This is a genomic window from Nitrococcus sp. (assembly GCF_059432795.1).
In genome coordinates this window covers 23,951-36,472 of the sequence record NZ_JBXWZQ010000143.1, presented here as the reverse complement: position 1 = coordinate 36,472, position 12,522 = coordinate 23,951, and the positions used below count along the sequence as shown (strand labels likewise).

The 12,522-nt window shown below is 56.7% G+C and carries 10 protein-coding genes and 1 pseudogene; 7 read left to right on the top strand and 4 right to left on the bottom strand.

The genetic code is table 11. From position 1 onward, the window contains the following. Positions 1-220: 220 nt before the first annotated feature. The 3 genes and pseudogenes from AC52Q4_RS10585 to AC52Q4_RS10575 form a co-directional block, all read right to left on the bottom strand. Positions 221-469: pseudogene (locus AC52Q4_RS10585) on the bottom strand (transposase); the annotation flags it as partial. 248 nt (positions 470-717) lie between these two features. Further along, a complete protein-coding gene (locus AC52Q4_RS10580; RefSeq protein ID WP_495536761.1) occupies positions 718-1,938 on the bottom strand; it encodes a right-handed parallel beta-helix repeat-containing protein in 1,221 nt (406 codons plus the stop codon). Positions 1,939-2,110: 172 nt separating this feature from the next. Continuing rightward, complete coding sequence (locus tag AC52Q4_RS10575) at positions 2,111-3,466, bottom strand: putative O-glycosylation ligase, exosortase A system-associated (RefSeq protein WP_495536760.1); 1,356 nt, start codon at positions 3,464-3,466, stop codon at positions 2,111-2,113. Positions 3,467-3,670: 204 nt separating this feature from the next. On the opposite strand from AC52Q4_RS10575, the gene AC52Q4_RS10570 reads away from it, so the two are divergent. From AC52Q4_RS10570 to AC52Q4_RS10540, 7 genes are all read left to right on the top strand, one after another. Further along, entirely contained in the window at positions 3,671-5,011 is a 1,341-nt protein-coding gene (locus AC52Q4_RS10570) for a glycosyltransferase (RefSeq protein ID WP_495536759.1), read from the top strand. Beyond that, positions 5,008-5,796: a methionyl-tRNA formyltransferase gene (locus AC52Q4_RS10565; RefSeq protein ID WP_495536758.1), complete on the top strand. Its 789-nt coding sequence runs from the start codon at positions 5,008-5,010 to the stop codon at positions 5,794-5,796. Before AC52Q4_RS10570 ends, AC52Q4_RS10565 begins: the two co-directional genes overlap by 4 nt. A gap of 259 nt (positions 5,797-6,055) precedes the next feature. Continuing rightward, positions 6,056-7,021 carry a polysaccharide deacetylase family protein gene (locus AC52Q4_RS10560; RefSeq protein ID WP_495536757.1) on the top strand — a complete coding sequence of 322 codons (966 nt, stop codon included), beginning with the start codon at positions 6,056-6,058 and terminating at the stop codon, positions 7,019-7,021. Beyond that, positions 7,018-7,977: a GNAT family N-acetyltransferase gene (locus AC52Q4_RS10555; protein WP_495536756.1), complete on the top strand. Its 960-nt coding sequence runs from the start codon at positions 7,018-7,020 to the stop codon at positions 7,975-7,977. Before AC52Q4_RS10560 ends, AC52Q4_RS10555 begins: the two co-directional genes overlap by 4 nt. 78 nt (positions 7,978-8,055) lie before the next feature. After that, positions 8,056-9,246, top strand: coding sequence for a GNAT family N-acetyltransferase (locus tag AC52Q4_RS10550; RefSeq protein WP_495536755.1), 1,191 nt, complete (start codon positions 8,056-8,058; stop codon positions 9,244-9,246). Positions 9,247-9,252: 6 nt separating this feature from the next. Beyond that, entirely contained in the window at positions 9,253-10,020 is a 768-nt protein-coding gene (locus AC52Q4_RS10545; RefSeq protein WP_495536754.1) for a glutaminyl-peptide cyclotransferase, read from the top strand. Positions 10,021-10,321: 301 nt separating this feature from the next. Further along, positions 10,322-11,245: a hypothetical protein gene (locus AC52Q4_RS10540; protein ID WP_495536753.1), complete on the top strand. Its 924-nt coding sequence runs from the start codon at positions 10,322-10,324 to the stop codon at positions 11,243-11,245. Between the two features lie 32 nt (positions 11,246-11,277). Here the strand turns inward: AC52Q4_RS10540 and AC52Q4_RS10535 are convergent, their stop codons facing one another. Beyond that, on the bottom strand, positions 11,278-12,303 hold the full coding sequence (locus AC52Q4_RS10535; protein WP_495536752.1) for a sugar-transfer associated ATP-grasp domain-containing protein: 1,026 nt from the start codon (positions 12,301-12,303) through the stop codon (positions 11,278-11,280). Positions 12,304-12,522 lie beyond the last annotated feature (219 nt).

The following is a 12,522-nucleotide window of genomic DNA, read 5'->3' as shown; positions in this document are numbered from 1 at the left end:
GCTTCCTTGTGCTGGTCGGAATACTTCATCGAAACCCTCACAACGCCCCCATCTCGGTTTCAGACTCTAACATCGGGGGAGGTTCCAACTAGCCTGACAGTGGGGGGTAATAGTAGACCGAGCGCGATAAGTTCCGTCACCGCCCAGGCTCTGGCGCTCGCTCGCGCCAAAGAGCTCTCAGAGCCGACCCACCCGCTGCGCTTGCCCGACGGCTACAGAGCCTTTTTGCCAGCGCGTCCTGAAGCATCGCCTTGTCGAGGCTCAGATCCGCCGCCAGCAGCCAAGCTTGCGGTTCTCCTTTTCAAGCTCTGGCGCAGGCACTTGAGCCCCGAGGAGCTCAGCCGCTGTACTTCTTGCACCAATTATAAAGCGTGACATCGCCGACACCCTTCTTCCGGCATAGCTCCGCCACCCGCGCGCCCAACTCCCATTGCTTTACCACGAAGGCAATCTGCTCCTCGGTGAATTGCTCGCCTTCACGGCGTGGTCGTCTTCAAGCGGTTCCCCCTGGGAATCAGGCCGGTTTTTCCAGCTCCGTGCGGTCCAAAATCCAGGGGAGACGTTATGCTTTTTTCGGCTTGACACGTCTAATTCCAACCAAGACAACCGATTTGACAGCACCGAACTGGTTGAGATCAGCAGGCCGCACTTCGAAAATACGAAACGTAGGCTATTGCCTATATTCTCCAATATGGGATTGCGTGCAATGGAATGCGCTCAATGGGCCGAAGACCGACGCCTCAAGGAGAGGTGACTACTTTCTCCAGCGCCATAATGTACGAAGGCTCCCACAACCCCTTTATCCCGGGGCGTATTATAAAAATCCCGATCAGCCGCCGGGGCGTCGCGTAACGCGTTGGCTAGCCGCTGACCGCGCAGCTGTCCGGAGCGGGGCGAGAGGTCAAGACGCCCTAATGGCGCTTGCGGTGAGCGAAGGTAGTCCGAAGCTTTGCCGAGCGGCGCCGTTATATTTGCCCGGCGCTGCATCCGACCGGTGGTGGGAGTGGCAGCAAAGACCGCGTTCGCTTCTACCAGCTGCCGGAACTGGCGATCGGCATTCCAAACGGCGATCCCAATATCGCTGGCCAGCACGGTATTGTGAAAGATATTTATGGACTTCGGCGCCACGCCATTGTGCGGCATGATCATTATCGACCGCCCCACTCCGAGCGTGTTGACAAAAGCATTATTGTAGAGCATCACTCGGCCGGTGGCCTGAAAAAGCGCTTCGGTTGGATTCTGGTAAAAGAAATTGCCGTATACAAGATAGTGATCGAAACGCCCGACTCCTTTCTGTGGTTGATGCCCAAGAAGCACATTCGGGCGCGCCAGCCCGCCCTCGGCGCCTCCACCGGCCTTGCTGAACGCATTGTAACGCAGCACCGTTACTTGCGGCTGCCGAGGCATACCGGCAACCTCCTTCCTGGGCTTCTGGTGCTTGATCTCAACGTTGTAGCCGATGGTGTTCCGGATCACATTCTCCTCGATCACACCGCCGATAAACGGCGCGGAGCCGTCCGAGTCACCGAAATACATCCCCGTACCCGCGCCATCGATCGTATTACCCCGAACCACCCAGCCCCAGGCGGGACATTTAGTGGAAATACCGACGATCTGCTGATTGGTATCGTGGTTGGTGATCGTCAGATTCTCGAGCGTAATGTGGTGAACGTAGCGGGAGCTCCCCTCGGCTTTGACGCCGTCGACGTTGAGTTTCTGCCCGTCGAGCATCAGATTCCGGACCGTAATGTAGCTGGCGTCTTTTATGCTGATCGTATTGCGACCGCGACGTGACAGAAACAGCGCCGGATCGCCACGGGCAGGTCCCTCAATCGTGATCCGCCTCCCACTATGCCCGCCAAGATTGTGCAGTGATAGACCGTAGCGATATACGCCGGATTGCAGTTGGAGGGTGTCACCGGGCTGCAGTGTCTGCACCAACCGCGCGTAATTTGTAGGCTCACCTTTGATCACCGCCGCCGGCGCAGCACCCGCGAAATTAAGGATCGCCCATCCGAGAAGCGGCGCGATATGCGCAACCGACCTCAACGAAGACACTGCAACAGCGCCCTTTTCCACGCCTACATCCCCTTTGGAGGCCATCGTGGCATCAGAAATTCCGACGATGAATCGTCCCCCGTGCTCCCGACATCGCCACCGGCGCCACGTCTGCTTCCTCTCTTTCCCAAACCTCGGTAGCCGCGGCCGCCTTGGCCTCCCGCCATTCCCGGTGCAAAATCGCGCTGATTCCGACATAAGCGTAGTACATATCGAAATATGCAAAGCTCAAAAAGGCGCCGGAGACCATATATGGCAACAGCGATATCTCCATCGCCTTTGCATAACGGCCAATCCACGCCGCGTCCTCCGCGTACGCCATACGACCTAGACGATGCAGCCGCCAGAACGTACCGAGTAGCAGCGTCATAAAGAAGATGAAGCCGGCAATGCCGTGCTGACCGAGTATCTGGAAGTAAATGCTATGGGCTGCTCGGGTCTGATTTTCCCAGGAACCAAGGAAATTGGCATAGCTCAGCCAGCGATCCGAGTTGTTGGCAAACTCGAAATTAAACCCGGCCCCCAGGAGCGGTCGGTCTTTAGCGATATTCCAGGCGACCCCCCACGCCTGGATCCGTTGCATTGCCGAGGTGTCTTCCTGGTAATCGAGCGTGGTTTGCTGCCGTTGCACCCAACGCCCGGGCAAATAGTCTTGCGCCAGCACCAGCGCCAGCGCACCCACCATAGCCAACAGGAACATACGCGCACGGTAGCGCCAAAACAAAGCGCCCATCACGATCACCAGGCCGAGGAAAGCGCCCCGCGAATAAGTAAAAATCACCGCCGGCACCGAAAGCCAGAACACGGCGTACAACGCGATTCGAATCGAGCGCCGCGTTTCCTCGCGCGCTACCAACAGAGCCAGCGGTAACGTCATGTTCAGTGCCAGACCGATGCCATTATTGTCCCCGATGAATGAATTTCCCGGCCCCCAAACCCGAAAACTGCCGCCGGTGAGTAGAGAGAAAACCCCACCCTTGACCCCATAGAACCCGATCGACAGCGCGATAACCACGAAAAGAAGATGAATCCGAAAACGGCCGAAGATCAACATCGTAGTCACGAAAGTGAACAAAAAAATCTTGAATACAGTGTTCCACTGGATCCAGGCGAAGTCCGGATACCAGGCGAAAACTGTGGTTAGCGTGAACCAGAAGCCCAACAGCGAAAGGAGCACCATTTCGAAGGTCAACGGTGGCGGGCGACGCTCCTGCGTGAACAGCAAACCCATGATCGTCGCGCCGGCGATTCCCTGGGCAAGCGGGTATTGCTGAGCCGCCCAGGTCAGCTTGTGAGGATTCATATAGCCGAGCCAGGACCACCCGAGGACACCGATCCAAGGTCGCCGGAGAGCGATAAGGGCAAGGACGCCGATGATAGCGATGATGACCACATCACGCAGGCCCACTGAATTGCTCCTTTTCTGCGTAGCGCTCAACCGGCACGCTCAGCCGACGAGAGCGATCTAATCCCAGAACACTCAACCATAACCTTGCACCGCCTACAGGAAGGCGGTAGCGTCCATGGAAGCTTTTTTGCACTCTCATACGCGCGTAGACTTTTTCACGCCACTTCAGACGACGCAAGGGGAAGACGACATGGAGGTCGTACGGTGAGTACCGGCCCAGGAACACGGACACAGGAAGAATACACTCCCCAGCGGACCCTGATCGTCGTGGCCTTTCATTACCTGCCCGACAACACGAGCACGGGCGTGTTGCGTACGCTGAAGTTCACGGACTACCTGCGCCGCTTCGGCTGGCGCTCCGAAGTCATATCCGTCCCGGAGCGGCTTTACGTCCGAACGGACCCGGAATCCGTCCAGCAAATTCCTGCCGGCGTTCATGTCCATCGTCCCTGGGCAGCGGATGTGAAGCAACTGTTTGGAATCAATGGCGTCTACCCGGATCCGCTTGCAACGCCGGACCGTTACTGGCCGTGGGTGCTGCCCGCTTCCAGACGGGCGCTGCGGGTCATACGGGAACAAAACGCCGAGGCAATCTATACCACATACCCACCCGCCTCCGCCCATCTGGTCGGGTTGCGGCTCAAGCGGAGGACCGGCCTGCCCTGGATCGCCGATTTCCGCGACCCTTGGGTTGAGGACTCCATGCCGAACTGGCGCCGACGCGTCGAAGGCTGGCTCGAGGGCCGCATCCTCCAGGGGGCGGACCGGATCATCTGCAACACACCGGCGATGCGCCGCTGGTTTCTCACACGATACCCTCATCTGCCGGGTGAAAAGTTCGATGTCATCACCAATGGCTACGACGAAGCCGATCTCGCGCATATACAACCACAAACCCACGAAGAGTTCGAAATCCTCTACCCAGGCATGATCTCCGCCGGCAACCGTAACCCACTGCCTCTGCTTGACGGCATCTGCTTAGCGCGCAAGCGGGGGGAGCTGCCGAAGGACGGAGTACGGCTTACCTTGCTCGGCACCGGAAATTACGGCCGCAGCCAGGAGTTTCTGGAGGCCTTGCAGCACCGGGAATTGGGTGGGATGACCGAGGTCGTCGCCGATCGCGTCCCTTACCGAGATGCGCTTCGTCGGATGGCCGGGGCCGACGTGCTGGTGGTGCTTAGCGAACCATTGGGCGAAAATACGTCCACCGCGGCGACACGGGCTTGGTCTCACCTACAGGTTCCGGCAAAGGTCTACGAATACCTTCGGCTAGGACGTCCGTTGCTCGCGTTGGTTTCGGGCGGCGCCGTCGCAGAACTGCTCAGCTCCCGCGCCCTCGATGCCGGTGCACCCATTCGCCCGGATGATCCCGATGCAATCGCCGCCTTCCTTGGCCGCGCCTTTCGTGAGCACAAGGCGCATGCGCCGGCGAGTAGCGCGAATCCGGCGATCAAAGCCTACAGCCGAGAGCACCTGTCGGCCCGGCTCGCCGGCGTTCTGAACGAGCTGGCTTCGCAACACGCGCGAGCGTTATCGATGCAATGAGTGCCCGATACCCGCTGGAGCATCCCCGAATCGTGCTTTTCAGCTGTGCTGGGGCACCATTAAGTGCGGAGACGTTGACAAGCCTTGCTGCGTCCGCGCCCGAACTGCTCGGTCAAATTGTCGGCGTCGTGCTTTCTCAGCCTCGCCCGAGACCCACGCGCGCGAGCCGCACGCGTGCGGCCGACCGTCGGTGGCGCAAAGAGTTGCACTTGGCGCTAGGCTACCGATGGAATCGGTGGCAGCACGCTTGGCAAAGACGCCTGAAGAGCCTTGGGCGGCGGCTCGGACTGCTCGACTCCCGGCGTTGGGCGCGGATCGAGGAATTTTGCGACGCGAGCGGGCTCATCCCGCACTACACGCGCGATCCCAACGCTGCGCCGACTGTCGATTTCGTGCGACGCTTGACCCCTGATCTAATCCTGATGATCACGTTTCACCATATCCTCGGATTACCGATCATCCAAATTCCACGCATTGGATGTTTCAACGTGCATTGCTCACTATTGCCGGAATTCCGAGGGCCGGATCCCATCAACGGGGCGCTGAAAAACCGAGTCAGCGAAACAGGCATCACGGTCCATTGGGTCGACGCCGGAATCGACACCGGCGATGTGGCTGCCCAGACACCGATAGCAATTGCTCCGGGAGACACCGAGGCTTCTTTAAGGCCCCGTTTGGCAGAAGCAGCAGGGCAGTTGCTCGCCGATCTACTCCGCGCCGGCAAATGGCAACATGTACCGCGGATCGGCCAAACCGAGACTCGACTTAGCGAACGATCTAGGTGAAATCAATGCGCCAAGCAGATTTTTTAAAAAGAATTAGCGCATTCCAATTCCCTGGGGTTTCGCTAATTAAGGCATTCAAGCATGGTTGCTGGAGAACAAAAATATTCCGATCGACAGCGATGAGACGTTGCCAACTTTTGCACGGCGACACCTCTGAAAGACAACCGCGCAGCTCGTGGCTTGGCGGCCCCGAGTCACGCTCCAAACAGCGGGACATGATGCTTGCCACCTCGGCCGCCCCGATGGGAGGCGGTACCGCATGAACCATCTCACTCATGCCTTCATTACTGTGGACGTGGAAATATGGCCACCTCATTGGGAGGCCGATGGGCCGGCAATGCATGATGCCTTCCGCCGCTACATCCATGGCGTCGGCAAACCCGCCCAATACGGATTGCCCCATCAGCTTGCGGTGTTGAACGATCACGGCTTGGAGGCGGTATTCTTCGTGGAACCGCTGTTCGCCTCTGTACTCGGACGTGACGCTCTAGGGGAGATCGTGGGCATGATTCGCGCGGCAGGCCAGGAGGTGCAACTCCACCTGCATCCGGAGTGGCTGGGCCGCGCCGGACATCCCGAGCTGCCGGGTCCGCACCGGCTTGCCCTCAAAGCGCTGGACCAGACCGAGCAACAACGCTTGATCGCGCTTGGTAAACGCTGGCTCCAAGAGGCCGGAGCGGGTGAAATCAGCGCCTTCCGGGCAGGTTCGTTCGGTGCCGATCGAAGGACGCTCACGGCGGCGCGGGCGAGTGGCATCACAGCCGATTTCAGCCAGAACGCGGCGGGGCCACACGGACCGATCGATCCCGCGATCCCGCACGATCTGTCGATGACCGAGGAAAATGTGATCGAGGTGCCCCTGACGACCTATGAGGATTTCACACGGCGGTTGCGCCCATTGCAAGTGGGCAGCAGCGGGACCGCGGAAATCAAGGCGATCCTCGATAGCTGTTCGCGCCAGGGGCGTGCGGTCGTCTCCATATTGTCCCACAGCGCCGAGTTGCTGGACGCCCGCCGCCAGCGGGTCGATACCGTGGCGTTGCAGCGTTTTCTGGGATTATGCCACTACCTCTCTCGCCATCGCGACCGACTCCCAACTGCAACGACGGAGAGTCTGCCCCGGATCAACGCTGGCATAGCTTCGAGCGCCGCCGCCACTCTTCGCGTCCCGCACCAAGCCGCCGCGCGACGCTATGTCGAGCAACTGCTCCGGAGGAGCCGATGAGTGGTGGCGCAAGTCAAATCCGGGAAATCGGACTGCCCATCCGCCTGGGGGAATGGACACTAGCAACTCCGTTGCGGAACCTGGCCGTACGGCGCAGCGGTGTGCTGGATAGAGACGATCCGAGCGAGTGGCTGCGATTATGCGATCTGCCGACTGCTGTCGATGGGCTCATGCTGGTGCGGCGTGCCGAGAGGGCATCAAAACGACGGTGGCCGGCGTCGTTCGCGAACGGAGCGCTGCTCTGGACGATACAGCGAGGGCCCCGTTATTTCATTCGCCTCGATGGAACCTTCGCAGAGTATCTGCAGCGTTTCTCGCCCAGAACCCGGTCCGGATTACGGCGGAAGCTTCGACGCATCGAACGCGACACCGGCGCGACCGTTAGCTTTCGAAGCTATGCGAAATCCGAGTTTCCCGCTTTCCACCAAACCGCGAGCGCTGTGTCCCGATCAACTTATCAGGAGATCATGTTCGACGCCGGCCTGCCAACCGATGAGGCGAGCAAACGTAAAATGGCGGAGGCCATGGCCGCAGGTCGGGCTGAAGGGTACGTGCTTTTCGTCGGCGACGAACCGGTGGCCTATCTCTATTGCCCTATTCGCAACGGCGTTGCCGAGTACGAGTTCGTCGGTTACCGGCCGGATTTCGCCAGCCTTTCGCCAGGCACTGTGCTATTGATGCGTGTCCTTGAGAATTTGTTCGCGCGAAAGGACGTTCGGGCCTTCGACTTCACCGAGGGGGCCGGCAAAGGCAGCCACAAGTCCTTCTACGCCACGGACAGCGAGGACTTCGAAACCGTTGTCTTGCTGCGTCCTACCCTATCCAACGTTGCTGTGATTGTGTCTCGAGAAACGATAGAGGCACTTTCCGCAACCCTCGGATACGCCCTTGATAGGTTAGGTGTGAAAATGCGTGTACGTAGCTGGATGCGAAAAGTTCGAGGTGTGCCCGCCTAGGGCCTTAAGCAGCTAATGCAGCCCCTAATTGCCAAGAAAATACACTCATACTATTTACCTTCTCATAAAATCCACCAAATGAACAATGCAGAATATCAATGGCACTCCTATTCCTCGTCGAAAATTATAAACAATAACGACTTAAGGGAGCGCATTAATAAGTTCGTCGAGACTCACCCGGAATCAAGCATCGAACATCATCTAGAATGGCTCACTTTACGTGTTAAAGACGACAGCAAACGCGTCCAGTTATACATAAACCTGGATCCGTCTGGAAATATAGTCGGATATGCCCCTTTATTCGGCCACCCAGGCGCGTTAACGGTTGAACTTCTGGGGCATACCCTTTTCTCCTATCGCACCCACACCAATGTATTGACCCGAGGGCCATTGCTGGATCCAGCACATCCGAATCCGGGCGGTTTGATTGCGACGTTATTAAAGACAATGATGGCTGATTTTTCCGACCGGGAGCTTCTTATTGTGGTAGGTATGGAGCTCAATGGTTCGATTGCACGTCGCCTCTTTGAAAAAAATGACCCCGTACTAATAGCGCCAAGGGGTTTAAAATATGAACGCCGTTTCATTACCCTACCGGACACATTTGACAAATACATGGCTTCCTTGGGAAGCAAGACGCGTCAAGACTTAAGAAGACAAAAACGACGCTTATATGCTCAGGCTAAAGACAAAGTATCATATCAGGTTTTTACATCAATAGCCGACGTTCCTGCTTTCCTTGTCGATGCTGAACAAGTATCCAGGAAAACCTACCAATGGCATCTGCTCGAAATGGGTGTTAAAGACACTGAAGAGCGCGCCACTCATCTTAAGTTTTCAGCAAGCAAGAGCTGGTTGCGAAGCTACATTATGTATTGCGATGATACGCCTGTTGCGTTCATGCTCGGCTATTTGTACAACGGAAACTATGAATCCGTTGAGATTGGTTTTGATCCAGCTTGGACAGAATATTCGATTGGCAATATACTGCATATGTTTGTTGTAGAAGATCTTATCAATACGGTTGCCAACGTGAAGACATTCGATTTTATGTATGGAGATAATTCCAACAAGAAGCGGTTGTCCGATTATTCTCGACCTGAGCGTAATTATTTTTTAGCGCCCGCCACCCTGCGCTGGCGAATTCTGTTTCGCGTTGTCGCTGCCTGCAATAAGCTTATCGAAAAGATTGGTATCATTGCAGAACGATACCAAGTCAAGTCTAAAATACGACGTTATCTCAAACGAAAATCAGTTGCTCGTGCGTAGTACGTCATGCGAATCCGCAAACACATTCAGAGAGCATATTATTTCACGCAGCGCAATTTGGTGCGCCGATTCCCTGTTGAGGTTCTTCGCGCACTTCCACATGACTCTAGGTCGTATACACAAGGACTGGCATTCCATGACGGATTTTTATACGAAAGCACGGGCCTCAAAAATCAGTCTTCACTGAGGCGCATCGATATCACCAATGGCAAGGTTATTAAAATTGTTGATATTTCTGAGATATGGGCAGAGGGAATTGCGATTGGAGACGGGGTGATCGTTCAACTTAGCTGGAAGGATGGAAAAGCGAATCGGTTTTTAATCCCTGAACTGGAAATAGCCACGCCATGGAAATATCATGGAGAAGGCTGGGGGCTTTCTTCTGGTGAAGATTGTGGCTTCTGGATGAGCAACGGTAGCTCCACTTTAACTTATCTCGACTCCACATTCAGACCTAAAAAATCAATTCGCGCTCATATATGGAGACTGCCCCTTCGCCATTTGAATGATATTGAGTATGCAAATGGCTATATATATGCGAATATTTGGTATCAAGATGACATCGCGATGATCAACTCGGAAACGGGACGAGTCAAATGCCTATTTAACTGCCGGCACCTGAGACGGCACGCTGAAGCTGACAATCGTCACTTCGTGTTGAATGGCATTGCTTACAGCGAAAGAACTGGTTCTTTTTACGTCACGGGTAAGAATTGGCGATACTTGTATGAGATCCGTCTTCGGCGCAATGCAGCAAGGTTACACTCGATCTGATCTGGATCCCGACACATTCTCAAGCGCGCCTGATCGAGCGCTGCGGCCCTAGAGCGGTTGAATATTCCCGGCAGCAAACGCTCTCAGCCGGACCCGTGGATACAAAAAATGACTTTTCGAGCCGGTCATCTCCGGCACTGCGGAGGGTACTGTGGTCCGCATAAGATTGAATTGCCTGCTGAACGCATTGGCTCTGCTGGCCATTTTAGTGATAGCTCCGATGGAGCTGAGGGCTCAAACACCAGAGCTCACCGTCGAACGCATGCCGTTGCCCAAGCCAGGCAATGGGCCCGCAGGACAAATGAAACATGTCTCTTTCGAGCCGGGCCCCGCCGGGCGCGTGTTCGTGTATGGGGGCGATTACGTGGGTAAGCCAGTCGGTGCCTCATACCGGCGCGAAATCTGGTCCGTCGATTTCGCCGCCAATGACTGGCGGCTTGAGTCGAGCTACTGCCCGCCGAATGCCGAAGCTGTATGGACGCGGGGCCGATGTCAGGCGGGCTTTGCCTATCTGGGCAAAAATCGCTTCCTGATCGCTGGCGGAAACTATGATTTGAACAACTCCAAGGCTTGCAGCTCAGCGCGGTCTGGGCAAATCAAGCATGCCTATGTCATGAATTGGGCCGGCGAATACGATATCCCGCCTCAGATGCCACCCAATCCGGAGCGCACCTTGGGCGGGCCCTTCGGCCAAATCAAGTATGGGGTATGGGATCGTGCGAACGAACGCTTTCTGGCGATCAAGGCTCACGGACAAATCGTACAATTCAAACAGGGAGAATGGCGCCTACTGCCGGGACTGAAAGGGCACTACCTATGGAGCGCGCAAGGCAGCCAGAATCTTGTGGGGCGCCGCTGGTACATGGTCGACGAGATGGCCGGAAAAAACGGAGAGCTCGTCTACATGGATCTCGATCATGACACATTGCATACGGCCGCACCGCTCCCGTTTCCGGCAAGGCGTAATTCACGCAGTTACGAATCGGTCGCGCTTGCCTGGTGGCCGGCACGCAAACGGCTCGCGCTTTATCGAATTTATGACAAGGGTGTTATCTGGCTTCATAAAATCGATGGTGGATTCGAGCGAGTCGCCCTGCCGAACCAGGACGAAGCAGTGTATGGAAATCATCTCGTGTCAGACCCGGCTCACCGTGCCCTTGTCATCATCGGCGGTAATGACGGTGCGTGGAACAAACCCGATCGCAGTTACTGGATCATTCGGTGATCATGATTCGCCGCGCGGGTTGGTCAGTCATACTAAAGTGGCCGGTTATGGACAGGCGCTGCCAGTCCATAAAACGAATAATAGCTATCGATGAACTTCGTCCGCCCCAAGGGGCGCGCACCGGCTTGCTGCGCCAGCACGACATCCCAGTCGTGATTGCCTTCGAGAAGAAGCGGACCGGCCGGAGTGAACGCAACATCCCAGCCCACGGAGGGGAATTCCGAGAATACCCCATGCGCCCGTAAACATAGCTCAAGCGCCGAATCCCATTGCGGTAGACGATAACTGGCAAAGGGCCGCCCCGAATGGAGGGACTCAGGGTAATCGACAGCAGCGTAGCGCAGGTCTTTACGTACCGCATCACGTAAACTGCCGGTGGCCCCGTCTATGGGGCTTGCGAAACCGCCCAGTGCGAAATTGTCGGCCGGAGCGTCGTCTGATTCGGGAGGCATCCGGAAAACCGACAGCATATGCTCGGGCTGTCCATCAACCTCCCGGCAGGTAACAATCCGTGCCGTACAGAGCGCACCCGGGCTGAGCGAAGCGATGGCCGGATGATTCGTCAATCGCGGCTGGAGTAGATATGAGCCTTCGGAATGGGAAAGTGCCCTGAGATGACCACACAATTCATCCGCGGACAGCATCTGCGCCTGCTCGCCTCGAAAATGACCGCTTTCCTGCCACACCCACCGCGCTACTCCTTCGCCGCAGAGGGAAGCGGCCGGTTTGCTGAAAAGATCATATCGAGGCAAGATCACCTCGCCGCCGTCTGGCCACGCGCGCGCGCAGCCGTCCGTGAACTCCGCAACAATCTCGGCAACAGGTAGCTGGTGCGCGGTGCAAACCCGATGGAAGATCCGCTTGTCGACGAGACGGGACGTGTCCGCGTTGAGCCGTTGATAAAGGTGGCTTCGCAGCGCCATGTTCACATTGAGCGGAAAGAATAACTCGGCGTCGGCCAGGTTACGGAGGCGATATAGCCTGTACCGATAATAGGCATCGGAGCTGAATCTGAAGCGCACTGCGATCAGCCACTGGTGCAGAAGTTGCCGCCACATTGGCACACCGGCGAACCGGGCAACGTCCGGACCGTAGGTTCGAGTCGATCGCCACGCACGCACGAAGCTTGTCAGAGGACGGACTCCCCGAGCAATAATCGCTCCAGAAGCGATCGTGAAGGACCGACGATTGCGTTGTCTGACCAGTTGCCTATGCAGGCCATGCAACGCTCTTGAGTTCCGCCGGGCCTCGGCAGTGACACTGAGACACTCCTTGGC